Source organism: Arthrobacter sp. TmT3-37 (genome assembly GCF_054510835.1).
Map to the genome: position 1 here is coordinate 97,476 of NZ_JBTNDU010000003.1, position 19,538 is coordinate 117,013.

Genomic DNA, 19,538 nt, shown 5'->3' on the forward strand with positions numbered 1-19,538 from the left:
CCGAATGGATGCGCCCGCCGTCCTAGCCGGTGACGCGCCGGTGGACCCAGGCGGCGAGCGCTTCCGGCGTCGGTTCGTCGAAGGTGAAGCCCGCTGCTGTCAGGGCCCGCGGTTCCATGCGCGCGCTGACCAGCAGCAGTTCGTACCCGAGCTGTCCGATGACCGCCTTCAGCAGGGCGCCCGGCACACGGAACCACACCGGGCGGTGGAACACCCGGCCGAGCTGCAGCGTGATCGTATCGAGGGTCGCGGGAGCGGGTGCGCTCAGGTTGACGGGACCGGACAGGGGTGCCGTGAGCAGGAACTCGAGGGCCCTGACCTCGTCGTTCAGGCTGATCCACGGCCACCACTGGCGTCCCGAGCCGAGCGACGTCCCGGCGAACAGCCGGATGGGGACCAGCAGGTTGGGGAGCGCGCCGCCCTCCTTCGCCATCACGATCCCCGTGCGGGCCAGCACGACGCGCACGGCGTCCGGGGCGTTGCGGGCCTCGGCCTCCCAGCGTCGGCAGATATCGGCCAGCAGGGTGTCGCCGGAGGCGGAATTCTCCGTCAGCAGCTCATCATCCCGGTCCCCGTAGTAGCCGGACGCCGACTGGCTGACGAAGACCTGCGGCGGATCGGCGGCCGCGCGCATGGCCTGCACCAGCGTCCGGGTGGGGAGGATGCGCGAGGAGTAGAGGGTCTCCTTGTAGCCCCTCGTCCAGGGACCACCCGCGATGCCCGCGCCCGACAGGTTGATCACGGCGTCGGCGTGTTCCACGGCCGCGACGTCCAGCTCACCCGAGGAGGGGTTCCAGCGGATCTCCCCGGGGCCCTTCGGAGCGCGCCGTACGAGGCGCGTGACCTCGTGGTTCTTCTCGAGCTGGCGGATGAGGGCTGTACCGATGGTCCCGGACGCGCCGGCGAGGAGGATACGCATGGCTCCATCGAACCACTTGTCATCGCCGAGCGGTATGGCGACGTCGTCGCGGGCGGCGTCCTCGGGCCCCGGCCCTGCAGCGCGCGGCGGTCATCCAGGTGCCAGCGGTCCCGTGGCTAAGATCGACCGATGGACTCCGATTACCTGCGCTATCCGCATATCCACGGCAACCGCGTCACCTTCGTCGCCGAGAACGACGTGTGGGTCGCGCCACTCGAGGGGGGCCGCGCGTGGCGGATCTCGGCCATGCAGCTGGCTGCGAGGAACCCCCGCTTCTCGCCGGACGGCACGACCATCGCCTGGACGGTCGTGCAGGGTGGAGCGCCGGAGGTCGTCGCCGCTGACGTGGAGGGCGGGAATTTCCGCAGACTCACCTACTGGGGCCACCAGAGTACGCGTGTCAAGGGATTCACCGCGTCCGGTGACGTCCTCGCCACGAGTGCGTTCCGCCACGAGGACTCGCGCCTCAGCTGGGCCTACCGCGTGCCGGTCGACGGGTCGGAGCAGACCGTCATCCCCCTCGGTCCCGTGGACACGATCGCCGGGGATCCCCTGTCCGGCGACGGGGAGCCCGTGGTCATCGGCAGCGTCCTCACCCGCGAACCGGCCTGGTGGAAGCGCTACCGGGGCGGCACGGCCGGCAAGTTCTGGATCGACGCCCACGGCAGCGGTGATTTCCGGCGCCTGCTGCCCGAGGTGGACGGCAACCTCGCGGACCCCATGTGGGTGGCCGGCCGCCTCGCCTTCCTGTCCGACCACGAGGGTCACGGCAACCTGTACTCCGTGGACCCGCAGGGTGGCGACCTGCGCCGCCACACCGACCACGACGAGTACTACGTGCGACATGCGAGCACGGACGGCACCGGCGTCGTCTTCGAATCGGCGGGGACCCTGTGGCACCTGCCCTCGCTCGGCGGGGAGGCCGTCCGGCTGTCCATCGCACTCGGGTCGGCGTCGACCGCACGCCGCCCCCAGCCGCTCAAGGTCGATCGCCACCTGGCCTGCGCCTTCCCCACGGCCGACGGGACGGCATCGATCATCGAGGCGCACGGCACCCTGCACTGGCTCACCCACCGGGACGGTCCCTCACGCGTCGTCGAAGCCGCGGCGGGTGTCCGGGCGCGCCTCGGCCGTCCCGTCGGCTCCTCGCGGGTCGCGTACGTCGCGGACACGGAGGGCGAGGAGGCCCTCTACATCCGGGAGGTGTTCGCACCTCCTGGGAGGATCGCGGCGTCCGATGTGTCCGCCGGGGACGGTGAAGCAGCCCGGGTCGGCGCCCAGGCCGGCGCCGCCGACGACGTCCTGCAGCGCGTAGCCTTCGACGGGCGTTTCCGGGCCTCGGCGCTCGCCGTCAGCCCGGACGGTACGCGCATCGCCGTCGCGTCCGAGACGGGGGCGCTGGACGTCGTCACGCTCGCGTCGGGGGAGCGCCGGCGGATCGTCGCGACCGACCAGGGGCCCATCGAGGCCGTGACGTTCTCACAGGACTCGGCGTGGCTGGCCTGGGCGGAACCCATGGCGCAGGAGGGGACGCGCAACCGCGTGCGCCTCGCCGCCGTGGCGGCGCCCGAGGAGGTCATCGATGTCACCGACGGCCGGTTCCGCGACTGGTCGCCCACGTTCACCCGGGACGGGAAGTACCTAGCGTTCCTCTCGGACAGGAGCTTCGACCCCGTCTACGACACCCACCGTTTCGACCTCAGCTTCCCGGCCTCGACGAAACCGTACCTCGTGGCGCTCGCGGCCGGCACGCCGTCCCCCTTCGGACCCACCGCTGCCTCCGCCGGGAAGGACGCCGGGAAGGACGCCGGGAAGGACGCCGGGCACGATGCCGGGAAGGACGCCGGGAAGGACGACACAGCCTCAGAGGCGACGGGCCAGGCCCCGCGCGTCGTCGTCGATGCCGAGCTCCTGATGGCGCGGACCATCGCGCTGCCCGTCGGGCAGGGGACCTACGACGTCCTCCGGGCGGTCGAGGGCGGGCTGCTGTGGACCGCCGGCGACATCGGGGGCGTCACGGGGGACGGCCGTGCATCCTCCTCGGAGGAGGAGCCGCCGCGGCGGCTCGAGCGCTTCGATCTCGCCCGGAGGACCGTCGAGGTCCTCGCGCGGGACGTCGACGCGTACGAGGTCAGCGCCGACGGCTCGACGGCGGTGCACACCTCGGGCGGCAAGGTCACGGCGATCCCCACCGACGGTAAGGTCGACGCCGATTCCCCGAGGTACGTCGATGTCACCCTGGACCGCATCCGCGTGATGCTCGATCCGGTCAGCGTCTGGACCCAGGCGTTCGAGGAGGCATGGCGCCTGCAGCGTGATTTCTACTGGACGGAGGACATGGCGGGTATCGACTGGGCGGGGGTCCGGGAGCGGTACCTGCCGCTCGTCGCCCGGCTGGGGAGCCACGACGACCTCGCGGATCTGCTGTGGGAGCTGCACGGTGAACTCGGGACCTCCCACGCCTACGTCGCTCCGGTCCTGGTCACCGAGCCCGGGGGCCACCAGGGGTTCCTCGGCGGGGAGTTCGCGCCGGCCGACGGTGGCTGGGCCGTCACGAAGGTCTTCGCGACGGAGTCCTCGGACCCGAAGGCCGTCTCGCCCCTCAGTGCACCGGGGGCCGCCGTCCAGGCCGGCGACGTGATCGAGGCGATCGATGGCGTACCGGTGCCGGCCGCCTTCGGGCCGGGGGTCCTCCTGGCCGGAGCAGCCGGGGTCACCGTCGAGCTGACGGTGAGGTCCGGTGCCGGCGGAGACTCGGGGGGAGACGCCGTGGAGCGTCGCCGCGTCGCCGTCGTGCCCCTCCGCAGCGAGGAGCGCCTGCGTTACCAGACGTGGGTCGCGGTCAATCGGGCGGCGGTGCAGGAGGCGTCCGGCGGGCGCTTCGGCTATCTGCACATCCCCGACATGGTGGCGCACGGCTGGGGCCAGCTGCACCGCGACCTCGACCGGGAGACGGCACGCGACGCGCTCGTGGTGGACGTGCGCCGCAACCGGGGCGGGCACACCTCGCAGCTCGTCGCGGAGCTGATCGGGCGCCGCGTCACGGCCTGGTCGATGCCTCGGGGAGAAGCGCCGGGCACGTACCCGGCCCACGCACCACGCGGGCCCGTGGTCGTCCTGACCGACGAGTTCGCGGGGTCCGACGGCGACATCATCACGCAGGTCGCCAAGCTGCGCGGGATCGGGCCCGTGGTCGGCACGCGGACGTGGGGCGGCGTCGTCGGTATCGACGGGCGCTTCAAGCTCGCGGACGGGACGGGCGTGAACCAGCCGCGCTACGGCTTCCACGTGACGGATGGGATCGGCTGGTCCATCGAGAACCATGGCGTGGATCCGGACGTCGAGGTGCCCTTCCCGCCGCACGCCCACGCGGCGGGCGAGGACCCCCAGCTCGAGCGGGGCGTCGGGATCCTGCGGGACCTGCTCGCCGAGGATCCCGCCGCCGTGCCGCCGGCCAGGGAGGGCTACCCCGCGCTGCGGCCCGGTCCGCTGCCGCCGCGCCCGCAGGACCTCCTCGGCCAGTAGTCCCACGGCTGCGGGCGAGAACGAGAAGGGACCCCGGACGATGTCCGGGGTCCCTTCTCGTTCGCGTGCGGAGCTCAGCCCTGAAGCGTCGCGGTGAGCGAGATGTCCTTGACGGCGGCGAGGGCCTGCGACACGGGGCAGCCCTCCTTGGCGGCCTGCGCCAGGCGTTGGAAGTCCTCCTCGGACAGGCCCGGCACGGTGGCGTCGAGAGTCAGTCGGATGGCCGTGATGCCCGTTCCTGGCTGGAAGTCGACCTCCGCCTTCGTCTCGACGCGCTCGGGTGTCTTCCCCTCTTCGCCGAGGGCGTGGCTGAAGGCCATCGAGAAGCAGGCGGAGTGCGCGGCGGCGATGAGTTCCTCGGGGCTCGTCTTGCCCTCGGACTGCTCGGCACGCGCCTTCCAGGTGACGTCGTAGGTCCCAATACCGGACGAATCCAGCGTTACCTGGCCTGAGCCGGAGGGGAGGTCGCCACTCCAGACGGTGTGGGCTGTGCGTACGGTAGCCATGGTTCTCCTTGCGGTCGGACCGGCGCGGATGTCACGCCGGGGTTCTTCATACCCATCCTAGGGAGCCACGGGGCGGAGTTCCATCACGCGGGGCGGCCTCCGCCGGGCCTCGAGCGGTCCTCCGCAGGGCGTCGGACGCACAGGAGCCGCCTCCCTGGTGGGAAGCGGCTCCTGTGCGGCCGGCCGGAGCCGGGGATGGACTACAGGCCGAGATCGGCCTCGAACGCGCCGCCCTCGAGGCGGGCCTTCAGCGTCTGCAGGAAACGACCCGCATCCGCGCCGTCGACCAGTCGGTGGTCGTAGGTCAGGCTCAGGTACATCATCGACCGGATGGCGATGGTGTCGTCGCCGTCGACGCCCGTGATGACCACGGGGCGCTTGACGATGATGCCCGTGCCGAGGATGCCCACCTGCGGCTGGTTGATGATCGGGGTGTCGAAGAGCGCTCCGGCCGACCCGATGTTCGTGATCGTGAAGGTGCCGCCCGAGAGTTCGTCGGGACCGATCTGGCCGTTGCGGGTGCGGGCTCCGACGTCGGCGATCTTCTTGGCGAGTCCGCCGAGGTTGAGGTTGCCGGCGTCCTTGATGACGGGGACGAGCAGGCCCTTCTCGGTGTCCACGGCGATCGCGAGGTGCTCGGCGTCGTGGTACGTGACCTCCTTCTTCTCCTCGTCGAAGGATGCGTTCAGCTTCGGGTGCTGCTTGAGCGCCTCGGTGACCGCTTTCGAGATGAAGGGGAGGAAGGTGAGCTTCGCGCCGTTCTGTGCCTGGAAGGTGTCCTTGGAGGACGCACGCAGCTTCGCGATGCGCGTCATGTCGACCTCGATCACCTGGGTGAGCTGGGCGGAGACCTCGAGCGACTCGCGCATGCGCTTCGCGATGGTCTGCCGGATCCGCGGCGCCTTCTCGACGGTGCCGCGGAGCTTGGACGGCTCGACGGCGGGAGCGGCAGGCTTCGACGGCGCGGCCGGAGCCGATGCCGCGGGCGCCGACGGTGCGGCGGGAGCCGGCTGCTGGGCCTTCTGCGCCTCCGCTGCCTCGAGGACGTCCTGCTTGCGGATGCGCCCACCGACGCCGGTCCCCTTGACGGTGGACAGGTCGACCTTGTTCTGGTTCGCGAGGCGGCGGACCAGGGGAGTCACGTAGGCGGTCGCGTCCTGGTTCCCGGAGTCCTCCGACGGCGCCGGCTTCTCCTCGGCGGCGGCTGGCTCGGCGGCGGGGGACTCGGGCGCGCCGCTGGCGTCGTCGTCGGGCTCGGAGGTCGTCGATGCGCGCTGTGCCTCCTGGCCTGCGCCCTGCTTCTCGGTGGGGGCGTCGTTGCGCTCCTCGGCCGGTGCGGCCACGAGCGGCTCACCCGACGCGGCCTCGACCTTCTTCGGCGCGGACGCGCCCGATCCGATGACCGCGAGGACGGCGCCGACCTCGGCGGTCTCGTCCTCGTTGACGCGGATCTCCTGCAGCTTGCCGGCCACGGGCGAGGGGATCTCGGTGTCGACCTTGTCGGTGGAGACCTCGAGCAGGGGCTCGTCGACCTCGACGTCGTCGCCGACGGCCTTGAGCCAGCGCGTCACGGTACCCTCGGTGACGCTCTCGCCGAGTGCGGGGAGGGTGACCTCGGTGCCTTCGCCGGAATCGCCGGAATCGTCGGAGGTCTCACTCGCTGCGGGTGCGGCATCCGCCTGGGGGGCTTCCTCGGCGGCGGGCTGCTCGGGCTCGGCCGGGGCCTCCTCGGCGGCTGGAGCGGCGCTGCCGGCGTCGGAGGAACCGCTACCCGAACCGTCCCCGATGCGTACCAGCGGTGCGCCGACCTCCGCGGTCTCGTCCTCCGCGACCAGGATCTCCTCGATGACTCCGGCGATGGGCGAGGGGATCTCGGTGTCGACCTTGTCGGTGGAGACCTCGAGGAGGGGCTCGTCGACCTCGACGCGGTCACCGACCTGCTTGAGCCAGCGGGTGACGGTGCCTTCGGTGACGCTTTCACCGAGAGCGGGCAAGTTCACGGATTCAGACATAATGCGCCCGTTTCTCCTTCATAGATCGTTCCTTGGCAGCTGGTCGACGACCGGGGCCCGCTCAGCTGGACGTGCTTGCAATTCCTGGTTCCGAGCTTAGTCCACGCCCTCGGGGCGTGGACCAGGCTCGGGGTGGTGCGGGTGCCCGGCTCAGCCGTGCAGCGGCTTGCCGGCGAGGGCGAGGTGCGCCTCGCCGAGCGCCTCGTTCTGCGTGGGGTGGGCGTGGATCAGCGGGGCGACGTCCTCGGGGTACGCCTCCCAGTTGACGATCAGCTGGGCCTCACCGATCTGCTCGCCCATGCGCGTGCCGAGCATGTGCACGCCGACGATCGGGCCGTCCTTCTCACGGACGAGCTTGACGATGCCGCCGGTGCCGATGATCGAGCTCTTGCCGTTGCCGGCGAGGTTGTATTCGTGCGTCTCGACGCGGTCGTCGCCGAACTTCTCGCGTGCGGCCTTCTCGGTGTAGCCGACCGATGCGATCTCGGGATCGCTGTAGGTGACCTTGGGGATGTTGAGGTCGGCCACGACGACGGGCTTGAGGCCGCCGATCTCCTCGGCGACGAAGATGCCCTGCTGGAAGCCGCGGTGGGCCAGCTGCAGTCCGGGGACGATGTCGCCGATCGCGTAGATGTTGCCGACGCCGGTGTGGAGGCGCTCGTCGGTGATGACGAACCCGCGGTCCATCGTGAGGCCCGCTTCCTCGTAGCCGAGGTTCTGCGTGACGGGGCCGCGGCCGACGGCGACGAGCATGAGATCGGCCTCGAACGTCTTGCCGTCCTCGAGGGTGACGACGACGCCGTCGTCGTTCTGCTGGACCGACTTGAACCGGGTGCCGGTGTTGAACTTGATGCCGCGCTTCTTGAACGCCCGCTCGAAGTTCTTGACGATCGACGCGTCCTCGTTCGGGACGAGGGAGGGGAGCGCCTCGATGATGGTGACGTCCACGCCGAAGGACTTCCAGACGGACGCGAACTCGCAGCCGATGACGCCGCCGCCGAGGATGACCACGGTCTTGGGGACGAAGTCCATCGTGAGGGCCTGGTCGGAGGTGATGACCTTGCCGCCGATCTCGAGGCCGGGGAGGCTGCGCGAGAAGGAACCGGTGGCGAGGATGATGTGCTTGCCGGTGTAGACGGTGCCGTCGACGTCGACGGTGTTCTGCGACGCGAGCTTGCCCGAGCCCTCGATCACCGTGATGCCCTTGGACTTGATGAGGCCCTGGAGTCCGCGGTACTTGCCGGCGATGATGCCGTCCTTGTACGCGTTCACGGCGTTCATGTCGATGGACTCGAAGGTCGCCTTCACGCCGTACTTCTCGGAGTCGCGGGCGCCGTCGGCGATCTCGGCCGAGTGCAGGAGTGCCTTGGTCGGGATGCAGCCGTTGTGGAGGCAGGTGCCGCCCAGCTTGCCCTTCTCGATGAGTCCCACGGTGAAGCCCAGCTGCACCGCACGGAGTGCGGCAGCGTAGCCGCCGCTTCCTCCACCGAGTACCAGGATGTCGAATTCTTGCGCAGTTGCCGATCCGGCCACTTGAACGCTCCCTCGCGTGGTCTGTTGACGCGCAGGACGCGTCGGTTGATAAATCGATTGCTGATGCGGTCGCGGGGCACACGGCGGGTGCTTGGTGTGCTCTCGTTTTTCACCCTATCCCCAGAACAAGCCCGCATCCACTTGAAGTGTGCCGAGGACGTGCCGTCCGCGCCCGGATGTGCCCAGCGTCACGCGAACAGGTAGGGCAGGTCGGGCAGGTCGGGCAGGTCGGGCAGGCCGGGCGGGTCGGGCAGGCCGGGCGGGTCGGGCAGGCTGGGCGGGTGCCGCGGCGGCAGTCCGCCGCGGCACCCGTTCCGTCAGGCGGTGCGGGCGAGCACGTCCTCGACGTAGGCCAGCAGGGTGCGGACGCCGACGCCGGTTCCGGCCTTCGGGGTGTAGCCGTAGGGGGACCCCTCGTTGAAGGCCGGTCCGGCGATGTCGAGGTGCGCCCACGGGATCTTCTCGCCGTCGACCTGGCCGACGAACTCGCGCAGGAACACGGCGGCGGTCATCATGCCGCCGTGCCGTTCGCCGATGTTGGCGATGTCGGCGACCTGCGACTCGAGGCTCGGACGCAGTTCCTCGGGCAGGGGCATGGGCCAGAACTGCTCGCCCGCGCGGTCGGCGGCGGCCTTGACGGCGTCGCGGACCCCGTCGTCGCCCATGACGCCGGAGACGCGGGTGCCGAGGGCGATCATCTGGGCGCCGGTGAGGGTGGCGATGTCGATGATGGCGTCGGGGGACTCCTCGCTCGCGGCGGCAAGCCCGTCGGCCATCACGAGGCGGCCCTCGGCGTCGGTGTTCAGGACCTCGACGGTGCGGCCCCCGTAGATGGACAGCACGTCCTCGGGGCGCTGCGCGGAGCCCGAGGGCATGTTCTCGGCGAGGCAGAGCCACGCCGTGACCTTGGCAGGGAGGCCGAGTTCCGCGACGGCGAGGAGCGTGGTGAGGACGACAGCGGCGCCGGCCATGTCCAGCTTCATGGTCTGCATCCCTGCGGCGGGCTTGAGGGAGAGTCCGCCGGAGTCGAACGTGATGCCCTTGCCCACGAGGGCGAGGTGCACGGCCGAGTTCGCGGGGGAGTACTCAACCTTCACCATGCGGGGAGGCCGCGTGGAGCCCTTGCCGACGCCGAGGATCCCGCCGTAGCCGTCGCGCTCCAGGCGCTTCTCGTCCATCACCGTGACCTTGACGGGGAGCCCCCGCGAGAGGTCCTTCGCGGCCTGGGCGAACGTCTCGGGGTAGAGGTGGCTCGGCGGCTGGTTCACGAGGGAGCGCGTCGCGTTGACGTTCTTGCCCAGGATGGTGGCGCGCCTGAAGGCAGGCGCGAGGTCCGCGTCGTCGGCCGCGGACGTGTGGACGATGACGGTGCGGACGGCGGCCTGGTCCTTCGACGGAGCCACGGTCCCGTCGGCCCTGATCCCCGACTTGTGGCCCTCGTAGCTGTAGGCGCCGAACGCGGCACCCTCGGCGACGGCGGCGGCGGCGGCGACGGTGCCGGCCGGGAGCGCGAGCACGACGGTCTCCAGGCCGGTGAGCTGGCGGACGGCGGCACCGGCGGCACGGCGCAGGGTCTCCGGGGACAGTGCCTCGCCGTCGGCCACGGGGCCCACGCCGGAGAGGACGAGGGAGTCGGCTCCGGTGTCGGGCAGCCCGGGAAGCCGGCGCACCTCGTCGGCGGCACCGGTGATGCCGAGCACCTGGAGCGAGTCCCCGAGGGCGCGCGCCGCCTTCGGGGGCAGCGGGCTGTCGAGGAGGACCGGCCCGTCCGTCCCCTTGGCGACCGCGATCACGAGCGCGTCGCTCGGGATCTTCTTGAGGTCCTTCGCGGAAGCCGTCAGGTGTAGTTCGGTCGTCTTGATCACGGAATATGTCTCCTCGTGTCCGGATGGGTTGTCCAGGTTCTGCGCGGCTCCGGCATCTGGTGGTCCGGGAACCGTCCTGACGATCGTAGTCGCTGCCCCGCGAGGTGCGGCGTCGCCGAGGGCGGGGCGGTCGGTGGGGGTGGATCGTCCTCCCGGGACGCGTCGCGTGGTACGGAATGAAGCGGGCGCGTACGGCGTTGACAGGAACAGGACCCGACCGGAGGAGAGAGCCATGCTGGATCCACGAACCCTGTACAACACCGACGCCGACGTCTTCGGCGACCCGCGGATCAAGGGGCTCCCCCTGCTCGTGAGCCTCACCGGCTTCCTGGATGCCGGACACGTCGTCTCGCAGGTCAGCGAGGAGCTGCTCGAAGTCCTCGAGCACGAGCTGGTGGCCGAGTTCGACGCCGACCAGCTCATGGACTACCGCGGCCGTCGCCCGAAGATCACGTTCGCCGAGGACCACCTGACCGATTACCAGCCGCACCGGCTCGAGCTGCACCGGCTGTTCGACGGACTGGGGGAGCCGTTCCTGCTCCTGACCGGCGTCGAACCTGATCTGCAGTGGGAGCGCTTCGCGAGCGCCGTCGTCGGCCTGGTGGAGGACCTCGAGGTGCCGCTCGTCTCCTGGATCCATGCCATCCCGATGCCGGTCCCGCACACGCGACCCATCGGGGTGACCCTGCACGGCAACCGGTCCGACCTGATCGACGGCATGAACGCCTGGCGCCCGACCGCGGAGTTGCAGGCGTCCATCGGTCACGTGCTCGAGCTGCGCCTCGTCGAGGCGGGGAACGACGTCGTGGGTCACGTCATCCACGTGCCCCACTACCTCTCCGAGGCCGAGTATCCGCCGGCAGCCGTCGCCGGACTCGAGTACCTGGGCGCCACCGCGCGGCTCGTGCTGCCGACGGACCGGCTCCGCGAGACGGGGCGCGACGTCGAGCGCCAGATCGCCCGGCAGGTCGGCAATTCGGCCGAGGTGCAGTCGGTGGTCGCGTCGCTCGAGAAGCGCTACGACGAGTACGCGGACGGAGCCGCGCGCAGGTCGCTGCTGGTCAAGGAGAACAGCGAGCTGGCCAGCGCCGAGGAGCTCGGTGCGGCCGTCGAGGCGTACCTCGCGAGCCCGCAGGCGGAGGAGGAGTCCACGCTGCTCTGGGACACGGAGTTCCTGGGCGCGAGCCCCATCGACTACGGCAGCCACGACAGCAGCCACGACAGCGGCGAGAATCGTGACCGGGAGCCGGGACCAGGGGACGCCGCGGGACGCGACGACGAAGGACCGGCCGGTCCGGGGTCGCGCTCCGCGGCGTAGCCCCGTCGCCGAATGGATCGCGATCCGGACGGCAGGCCGTCCGCCCGCGGGCGCGCTGCCGGCCACGGGCCGTAACGCGGGAGTGGATGGGTCACCCGCCACGCGATAATGGGGCTGTGAGATCCTCGAGGGCACTTCTTGTCTGGGCGGCCGGTGTCACCGCCTACCTCGTTGCAGTGACGCAGCGCACCACCTTCGGTGTCGCCGGGCTGGAGGCGACGGACCGCTTCAGCGCCTCCGCCTCGCAGCTGTCCGTGTTCACGGTGGTGCAGCTGCTCGTCTACGCAGGCCTCCAGGTGCCGGTCGGTGTCCTCGTGGACCGGTGGGGGCCGAGGACGCTCATCGTCGCCGGAGGCGTCCTCATGGCGCTCGGCCAGGCGCAGCTCGCCTTCGCGGACTCGGTCGGTGCGGGGATCGTCGGACGGCTGTTCGTGGGGGCGGGCGACGCGACGACCTTCATCAGTGTCCTGAGGCTGCTGCCCGCGTGGTTCGAGCCCCGGCGGATCCCGGTCCTCACGCAGTGGACGGGCATCATCGGCCAGCTCGGGCAGGTGGTCTCGGTCATCCCGTTCGTGGCACTGCTGTCCACCTTCGGCTGGCAGCCGGCCTTCCTCTCGGCCGCGGCCCTCTCGGCGCTCGCCGTCGTCCTCTCGATCACCGTGATCCGCGACTCGCCGCTGGCGGGGAGCGAGCGCTCCCCGCAGACGCTGCGGCAGACCGGCACCTCGCTCGCCGCGGCGTGGAGACAACCGGGGACGCGCCTCGGCCTGTGGTCGCACTTCACCATCCAGTTCCCGGGCACGGTCTTCGTCCTCATGTGGGGCTACCCCTATCTGGTCCGTGCGGAGAAGGTGGGGGAGGGTGTCGCCTCCGCCCTGATGACCCTGTTCGTCGCGGTGGGGATCGCCTGCGGACCACTGCTCGGGAGGTACGTGGGTCGGCATCCCCTGCGGCGATCCACCATGGTGCTGGCGATCGCCGCCCTCATGGCCGCCGCCTGGCTGGCGGTGCTGCTCTACCCCGGACCGGCTCCGCTGCCGCTGCTGACGCTGCTGGTCGTCGCGCTGGCCGTCGGCGGGCCGGGGTCGATGATCGCCTTCGACTTCGCCCGTACATTCAACCCCGCGGCCCGCATGGGAACCGCGACGGGCATCGTCAACATCGGCGGCTTCATGGCGTCCCTGCTGTCGATGTTCGTCATCGGTGTCGTCCTCGACGTCCTGCTCGGCAGCGGCTTCTCCCGGGGTGACCTCTACGCCCTCGCGTCCTTCCGCCTCGCCATGGCCGTGCAGCTGGTGTTCCTGGCGGCGGGGGTCGTGGCGGTCGTCATCGCCCGGCGCAGGGTGCGCCGGCGGATGGCGGAGCAAGGCGTGGTCGTCCCGCCCATCCGCGATGCGCTGGCCCGCGAGCGCCGCCGCCGCCGGAACGAGAAGGCTGCCCGGAGGCCCTCCGGCGACTAGGTCGCATCGGGAACCATCCAAGCGGCGGGCTTGTCCACATGACGTCGGCGGGCCGAGCGGAAGCCCTGTCCGCGTAGCAGGCTGGCGGCATGTCATCCCCTGCGAGCCCGGCACCGGGCATCCCACCGTCCCCTCCCATCGCCGTCTCGTCCACGGCGGACATCCTGTCCTACGTCCCGCACGCCCTCGGATTCCTGCCCGACGAGAGCCTCGTGGTCCTCACGACGCAGGGCCGGAGGCTCGGCGCCACCCTGCGGGTGGACCTGCCGCCCGACGGCAGGGACTCCCGCGCGTTCGCCGAAGGGGTGGTGTCCTTCGTGCGGGGGGACGCCGACGCCGACGGCACCCTCCTCGTCGTCTACACGAAGCAGGGCTGGCCACGGCAGGCACTCCCACCCCGGCACGGACTGGTCCGAGTCGTCGGAGCGGTCCTGGAAGCCGCCGGACTGCCGGTCCACGGGGGCTGGCTCGTCTCGGCCTCTGCCTGGCGCGACTACTTCTGCAGCGACGAGGAGTGCTGCCCATGGCCCGGCCGACCGCTCGACGCCGTGGTCCTCAGTCCGCTCAACGCCGAGCTGATCTTCAGCGGAAGCGCGTTCGATGCCTCGGCGTCGGACGCCGTGCTCCGCGCCGCTCCGTCCGTGGCACGACGGACCTCCTCGCCGGTACACCGCCTCCGGGTGGTGGAGGAGGCCCGCGCACGCTACGCGTCCGGTTGCGCCGGTCGGTGGACGTCCCCGGCCCAGTTCCAGGCGGTATCGGACGTGTGGGATGCGGTCCTCCTGCGGCCGGAAGCACTCGTCGTGGACGCCGAGCCCGATGTCGCGGCGTTCCTCCTGGCGAGTATCGAGTCGCGCACCGTCCGTGATTTCCTCCTGGTGAGTGCCAGTGTCGGGTCGGGCACGGCTCTGGCCGGGGTCGCGGCATGCGGCCTCCTCGACGATTCCGGACCCGCCGGGACACGCGCCGACAATGGCGCGGTCCGCGGAGACCGGGTGCTGCCGGACGTGCGGGAGGCGACCGGACTGCGCGCGGCCCTGGGCCTGCCGGCATCGACGGAGCGTGGCCGGGACCCGGGGACCGGCATCGGCCGGGCGGGGAGAGCGCCCGCGGCGTCACCACCGGGTGGAGGCCCGATCGTCGGCGATGCGGGTCTGGTCTACGCGGACGTGCTGGCCGGCAGGTTCACCGGCGCCATCGCCTGGGACCGCGTGGACGGCATGACGGTCGTCCTCGGACGACTGGCGGAGGTATCGGACGGTGAGGCCAGGGCCGCAGGTCTCACCATGTCGGCCTGGTTCGAGTACGCCCGCGGACGCGGATCCAGGGCGGCGGTCTACCTTGACGCCGCAGAACGGGCGGTACCGGGGTACCGGCTCGCCCGCCTGCTGCACGAACTCCTCCGGCGCGGGGGGCTGCCGGCCTGGGCCAGGAGCAGGTCCACGGCCTGGCCGGCAGGTGCGGCGGGGAAGGATCCGACCGCCGTCCCGCAGCACGCCGGGACGGCTGAACAGCCCGGCCGATGATTTCCGGCGTGGACGCCGATCGTGAGACAATGGTAGTGAGACCCGGTTGGGTCCGCGTACCAGAACGTCACCGAGCATTTCCCGGGATCCACGCCGAAAGGCGGAGCCACGGGGAATAGCGCGGGCGGCAGGGCCGTTCCCTAGGGACCCGTCTCGCCGGACACCTCTGGTGAACAGCGCGGACTTGACAGGGTCATAGTGGTGTTGTCCCTCTGATGGCACCACACACCGCCGTACGAAAGGTTCTCTGTGTCGGTCAAGAAGACAGCAGCACCGGCGTCGCCAGACGCCGGTACCACCACTACCAAGCGACGGGTAGCGGCCAAGAAGCCTGCCACGAAAGCTGCTTCGTCCGCTGCGGCCGCGAAGGCTTCGACCTCGGACGCACAGGGTTCGGTGGATACGCTCGACGGAGCGGACCCCGCCGTCGAGGTGGACTCGGAGGACCTCAAGCCCGAGGCGGCCGAGGTCGGCACCACCACCGGCTTCGTCTACTCGGACGCCGATGACGACGATGCCCCCGCCCAGCAGGTCGTCTCTGCCGGCGCGACCGCCGACCCCGTCAAGGACTACCTGAAGCAGATCGGCAAGGTCGCACTGCTCAACGCCGAGCAGGAGGTCGATCTCGCCCTCCGCATCGAGGCCGGATTGTTCGCCGAAGAGAAGATCGCCGCCGATCCGGACATGGATCCGAAGCTCAAGCGTGAACTCGAGTTCGTCATCCACGACGGCAAGCGGGCGAAGAACCACCTGCTCGAGGCGAACCTCCGCCTCGTGGTGTCCCTGGCCAAGCGGTACACCGGACGCGGCATGCTCTTCCTCGATCTCATCCAGGAAGGCAACCTCGGCCTGATCCGCGCCGTCGAGAAGTTCGACTACACCAAGGGCTTCAAGTTCTCGACCTACGCCACCTGGTGGATCCGCCAGGCCATCACCCGTGCCATGGCCGACCAGGCCAGGACCATCCGCATCCCGGTGCACATGGTGGAGGTCATCAACAAGCTGGCCCGCGTGCAGCGCCAGATGCTGCAGGACCTCGGCCGCGAACCCACTCCCGAGGAGCTGGCGCTCGAGCTCGACATGACCCCCGAGAAGGTCGTCGAGGTGCAGAAGTACGGCCGCGAGCCCATCTCACTCCACACGCCCCTGGGCGAGGACGGCGATTCGGAGTTCGGTGACCTGATCGAGGACTCCGAGGCCGTCGTGCCCGCCGATGCCGTGAGCTTCACGCTCCTGCAGGAGCAGCTGCACTCGGTCCTCGACACCCTCTCCGAACGGGAGGCGGGCGTGGTCGCCATGCGGTTCGGGCTGACCGACGGCCAGCCGAAGACGCTGGACGAGATCGGCAAGGTCTACGGGGTCACGCGTGAGCGCATCCGCCAGATCGAATCGAAGACGATGTCGAAACTGCGTCACCCGTCGCGGTCGCAGGTGCTGCGGGACTACCTCGACTGATCACAGGACCTCCGAAAGGGCCCTCCCTCCGGGAGGGCCCTTTCGCGTACCCGCTCCGGTACCGCCGCATCCGTAAGCGTCCGCCCGCGTCCGCCCGCGTCCGTCCGCGTCCGCCCGGTGGAGAGCCCTGCCGCCGGCGGATGATCGGTGCCGGGCGGGGACTGCGATCCCGTCCCCGCCCCACGACGCAGGAAGGGCCCCTCCTGGCGGAGGGGCCCTTACGCTTCAGCGCCTGTACACGGAGCGCTTGTTCTCGGATCGTGGGGTGCGGCGTCCGGCGACGATCAGTCGCCGACGACGGCCGGCTTCTCGTGAAGCCGCTTCGTCTCGTCCTGCCACTCGGACGTGAGCGGCTTCAGGTTCGCTTCGACGGCGCGCGCGTGGTGGCCGCAGAACAGAAGCTCTCCACCGGAGGACGAAAGGACGGCCCGCACGTAGGCCTGGGCGCCGCATCGGTCGCAGCGGTCCAGGGCAGTGAGTTCGCGAGTTGCTACTGCAGTGGTCATGAAAGCCTCCTCATGTGGATCGTGTATTCATATAACCACTATTCGTCGCCGCCCCTTCGCAGGCTGGGCCTCCTTTCGCTCCGGGCGTACCAGGGGTAGGGGTTGGGTCCGGCAGGCCCGGGAACGCCCTCGGGACGCGTCTTCCCCGTCGTGTCGGCAGCACGTAATAAACTGGTCCTACTCTTCCCCCTCACCCTCCTGACGCCTGTCCTGGATCGTGCCCGTTCCGCCAAGGAGACTCTTCCCCCGTGACACCCCCCACCTCGGACTACACCGCCCGGCACCTCTCGGTCCTCGAGGGCCTCGAAGCGGTGCGCAAGCGTCCCGGCATGTACATCGGGTCGACGGACTCCCGCGGCCTGATGCACTGCCTGTGGGAGATCATCGACAACTCGGTGGACGAGGCACTGGCCGGCTACGGCCAGAGCATCACGGTGATCCTGCACGCGGACGGATCCGTCGAGATCCATGACGACGGCCGAGGCATCCCGGTGGACATCGAGCCGAAGACCGGCCTCACCGGCGTCGAGGTCGTCTTCACCAAGCTGCACGCCGGCGGCAAGTTCGGCGGCGGGTCCTACACGGCGTCGGGCGGCCTCCACGGCGTCGGAGCGAGCGTCGTCAACGCGCTGTCCTCCCGTCTCGACGTGTTCGTCGACCGCGGCAGCAAGACGTACGCCATGTCCTTCCGGCGCGGAGAGCCCGGTGTCTTCAGGGACGGCCGGACGCCCTCGCCGGAGTCGTCCTTCGAACCCTTCCTCGACGGTTCGCGCCTCGAGGTCGTCGGCACGGCCAAGCGCGGGCGAACCGGCACGCGCATCCGCTACTGGGCCGACCGGCAGATCTTCACCCGCGATGCCACGTTCTCCTACGAGGAACTGCAGACCCGCGCGCGGCAGACCTCCTTCCTCGTGCCGGGGCTCCGGATCACGCTGCGCGACGAACGGCGACTTCCCGGAACGCCGGGTGAGTCCGGTCCGGTGGAGGAGGTCTTCCAGCACGACGGCGGGATCTCCGAGTACGCCGAGTTCCTCGCCCTCGACACCGCGGTCACCGATGTGTGGCGCTTCCAGGGGTCCGGCCGCTTCAAGGAGTCGGTGCCGGTCCTCGACGAGCGCGGGCACAGCCAGATGGCGGAGGTGGAACGCGACTGCGACGTCGACATCGCGCTGCGCTGGGGCATCGGCTACGAGACGACGGTCCGGAGCTACGTGAACATCATCGCCACGCCGAAGGGCGGCACCCACCAGAGCGGGTTCGAGCAGGCGCTGCTGAAGACCTTCCGGAAAATCATCGAGGCCAACGCCCGCAAGCTGAAGGCGGGCAGCGACAAGATCGAGAAGGACGACGTCTTCGCCGGGCTGACGGCCGTCCTCACGGTGCGCCTCGCCGAGCCGCAGTTCGAGGGGCAGACCAAGGAGATCCTCGGGACGTCGGCCGTCAAGGCCATCGTCGCGAAGGTGGTGGAGAAGGAACTGCAGGCACGCCTGTCCTCCTCCGCCCGCAACGACAAGGCGCAGTCGGCGCTGCTGCTCGAGAAGGTCGTCGCCGAGATGAAGTCGCGGATCTCGGCCCGGGTCCACAAGGAGACCCAGCGGCGCAAGAACGCCCTCGAGACGTCGAGCATGCCCGTCAAGCTCGCCGACTGCCGCATCGATGACCAGGAGCGCTCCGAACTGTTCATCGTCGAGGGCGACAGCGCCCTCGGGACCGCCAAGCTGGCGCGGTCCTCCGACTACCAGGCGCTCCTGCCCATCCGTGGCAAGATCCTCAACGTGCAGAAGGCCTCGGTCGGGGACATGCTCTCCAACGCGGAGTGTGCCGCCCTCATCCAGGTCATCGGGGCGGGTTCGGGGCGGAGCTTCCAGCTGGACGCCCGGCGCTACGGCAAGATCATCCTGATGACCGACGCCGATGTCGACGGAGCCCATATCCGGACGCTGCTGCTGACGCTGTTCTTCCGGTACATGCGCCCGCTGGTGGAGGCCGGCCGCGTCTACGCCGCCGTCCCACCGCTGCACCGTGTCGAGGTGATCAACGGCGGGTCGAAGGCCAACGAGATGATCTACACCTACTCGGAGGCGGAGCTGACGCGGCTGCTGGCGGCCATGGAGAAGCAGGGTAAGCGGTACAAGTCGCCCATCCAGCGTTACAAGGGCCTGGGGGAGATGGACGCGGGCCAGCTCGCGGAGACCACCATGGACCCGCGGCACCGCACCCTGCGCCGCGTGCGCATCCAGGAGGCCGAGTCGGCCGAGCGTGTCTTCGGCCTGCTCATGGGAAGCGACGTCGCACCGCGCAAGGACTTCATCGTCGCGGGCGCTTCGTCGCTCGATCGGGACCGTATCGACGCCTGACCGGCGCCGCCCGCTCCGGGAGGAGCCGCACGGAACTCCCGGAACCGTCGTGGGTGTGCCTTCTTCGGATGTGCTGCACAGTGCAGTGCCGCACAGTGCAGTGCAGTGCAGTGCCGGTGCCGGCCCCGAGACCGGGGGCCGGCCCGGCCGTCCGTCAGGGGGCCTCTGTCCCGGGGGTGTAGGGCAGGCTGCACACCTCACCCGGGCTCGGGAAGTCACCCTTGAGCCCGAGCCTCACCAGCTGTCCGTAGGACTGCACCCGGCCGCCGAACGGATAGGCCTCCTCGGGGTCGTCGTTCTGCCCCGAGAACGCACAGATGGAATTGGCGTGCTCCGTGCCCTTCTCATAGTTGACCCGGTCCTTATCAGGGCCTCTTTCCACAGGGCCCGCCCCGAAGGCCGGGGACGAGCCCATACCGGTCAGTGCCAGGGCGCAGGCTGCGGCGCCGAGTAGGAATGTCTTGCGCATGACGTGCCTCGATCTCTAGAAGTGCTCCAACTTCCAGGGCGCCGACGCATGCGCGCGGTAGTGGTTGCAAACCGCGACACTGCCCAG

The 19,538-nt window shown here is 70.3% G+C and carries 12 protein-coding genes and 1 pseudogene; 6 read left to right on the forward strand and 7 right to left on the reverse strand.

Annotated features, from left to right (window positions below; genetic code table 11):
* Positions 1 to 22: 22 nt before the first annotated feature.
* Positions 23 to 919 carry a TIGR01777 family oxidoreductase gene (locus ACX80U_RS05460; protein ID WP_459267685.1) on the reverse strand — a complete coding sequence of 299 codons (897 nt, stop codon included), beginning with the start codon at positions 917 to 919 and terminating at the stop codon, positions 23 to 25.
* Positions 920 to 1,048: 129 nt separating this feature from the next.
* On the opposite strand from ACX80U_RS05460, the gene ACX80U_RS05465 reads away from it, so the two are divergent.
* Positions 1,049 to 4,444 carry a S41 family peptidase gene (locus ACX80U_RS05465; protein ID WP_459267686.1) on the forward strand — a complete coding sequence of 1,132 codons (3,396 nt, stop codon included), beginning with the start codon at positions 1,049 to 1,051 and terminating at the stop codon, positions 4,442 to 4,444.
* Between the two features lie 74 nt (positions 4,445 to 4,518).
* On the opposite strand, the gene ACX80U_RS05470 is transcribed toward ACX80U_RS05465, so the two are convergent.
* From ACX80U_RS05470 to ACX80U_RS05485, 4 genes are all read right to left on the reverse strand, one after another.
* Positions 4,519 to 4,950: an OsmC family protein gene (locus ACX80U_RS05470; RefSeq protein ID WP_133081686.1), complete on the reverse strand. Its 432-nt coding sequence runs from the start codon at positions 4,948 to 4,950 to the stop codon at positions 4,519 to 4,521.
* 200 nt (positions 4,951 to 5,150) lie between these two features.
* Positions 5,151 to 6,962 (reverse strand): 2-oxoglutarate dehydrogenase, E2 component, dihydrolipoamide succinyltransferase, encoded by a 1,812-nt coding sequence (gene sucB, locus ACX80U_RS05475; RefSeq protein ID WP_459267687.1) that lies wholly within the window; start codon positions 6,960 to 6,962, stop codon positions 5,151 to 5,153.
* Positions 6,963 to 7,112: 150 nt separating this feature from the next.
* Positions 7,113 to 8,495, reverse strand: coding sequence for a dihydrolipoyl dehydrogenase (lpdA, locus tag ACX80U_RS05480; protein WP_459267688.1), 1,383 nt, complete (start codon positions 8,493 to 8,495; stop codon positions 7,113 to 7,115).
* 317 nt (positions 8,496 to 8,812) lie between these two features.
* On the reverse strand, positions 8,813 to 10,360 hold the full coding sequence (locus tag ACX80U_RS05485; RefSeq protein WP_459267689.1) for a leucyl aminopeptidase: 1,548 nt from the start codon (positions 10,358 to 10,360) through the stop codon (positions 8,813 to 8,815).
* Positions 10,361 to 10,592: 232 nt separating this feature from the next.
* Between ACX80U_RS05485 and ACX80U_RS05490 the strand changes: the two are divergent.
* The 4 genes and pseudogenes from ACX80U_RS05490 to ACX80U_RS05505 all read left to right on the forward strand — a co-directional run.
* Positions 10,593 to 11,486 (forward strand): annotated as a pseudogene (locus ACX80U_RS05490) (proteasome assembly chaperone family protein); the annotation flags it as partial.
* 308 nt (positions 11,487 to 11,794) lie between these two features.
* Positions 11,795 to 13,138 carry an MFS transporter gene (locus ACX80U_RS05495; RefSeq protein WP_459267690.1) on the forward strand — a complete coding sequence of 448 codons (1,344 nt, stop codon included), beginning with the start codon at positions 11,795 to 11,797 and terminating at the stop codon, positions 13,136 to 13,138.
* Between the two features lie 89 nt (positions 13,139 to 13,227).
* Complete coding sequence (locus ACX80U_RS05500) at positions 13,228 to 14,664, forward strand: DUF4192 family protein (protein WP_459267691.1); 1,437 nt, start codon at positions 13,228 to 13,230, stop codon at positions 14,662 to 14,664.
* Between the two features lie 249 nt (positions 14,665 to 14,913).
* Complete coding sequence (locus tag ACX80U_RS05505; protein ID WP_459267692.1) at positions 14,914 to 16,119, forward strand: RNA polymerase sigma factor; 1,206 nt, start codon at positions 14,914 to 14,916, stop codon at positions 16,117 to 16,119.
* A 284-nt stretch (positions 16,120 to 16,403) separates the two neighbouring features.
* On the opposite strand, the gene ACX80U_RS05510 is transcribed toward ACX80U_RS05505, so the two are convergent.
* Positions 16,404 to 16,625 carry a DUF7455 domain-containing protein gene (locus tag ACX80U_RS05510; protein ID WP_133081694.1) on the reverse strand — a complete coding sequence of 74 codons (222 nt, stop codon included), beginning with the start codon at positions 16,623 to 16,625 and terminating at the stop codon, positions 16,404 to 16,406.
* Positions 16,626 to 16,873: 248 nt separating this feature from the next.
* On the opposite strand from ACX80U_RS05510, the gene ACX80U_RS05515 reads away from it, so the two are divergent.
* Positions 16,874 to 18,982, forward strand: coding sequence for a DNA gyrase/topoisomerase IV subunit B (locus ACX80U_RS05515; RefSeq protein WP_459267693.1), 2,109 nt, complete (start codon positions 16,874 to 16,876; stop codon positions 18,980 to 18,982).
* A gap of 154 nt (positions 18,983 to 19,136) precedes the next feature.
* Here the strand turns inward: ACX80U_RS05515 and ACX80U_RS05520 are convergent, their stop codons facing one another.
* Positions 19,137 to 19,451 (reverse strand): hypothetical protein, encoded by a 315-nt coding sequence (locus ACX80U_RS05520; RefSeq protein WP_133081696.1) that lies wholly within the window; start codon positions 19,449 to 19,451, stop codon positions 19,137 to 19,139.
* Positions 19,452 to 19,538 lie beyond the last annotated feature (87 nt).

Excerpts from the sequence above, each read along its gene's own strand:
- ACX80U_RS05500 (WP_459267691.1), top strand. The coding sequence starts at position 13,228 with ATGTCATCCCCTGCGAGCCCGGCACCGGGCATCCCACCGTCCCCTCCC.
- sucB (WP_459267687.1), bottom strand. The coding sequence starts at position 6,962 with ATGTCTGAATCCGTGAACTTGCCCGCTCTCGGTGAAAGCGTCACCGAA.
- ACX80U_RS05510 (WP_133081694.1), bottom strand. The coding sequence starts at position 16,625 with ATGACCACTGCAGTAGCAACTCGCGAACTCACTGCCCTGGACCGCTGC.
- ACX80U_RS05520 (WP_133081696.1), bottom strand. The coding sequence starts at position 19,451 with ATGCGCAAGACATTCCTACTCGGCGCCGCAGCCTGCGCCCTGGCACTG.
- ACX80U_RS05465 (WP_459267686.1), top strand. The coding sequence starts at position 1,049 with ATGGACTCCGATTACCTGCGCTATCCGCATATCCACGGCAACCGCGTC.
- ACX80U_RS05470 (WP_133081686.1), bottom strand. The coding sequence starts at position 4,950 with ATGGCTACCGTACGCACAGCCCACACCGTCTGGAGTGGCGACCTCCCC.
- ACX80U_RS05460 (WP_459267685.1), bottom strand. The coding sequence starts at position 919 with ATGCGTATCCTCCTCGCCGGCGCGTCCGGGACCATCGGTACAGCCCTC.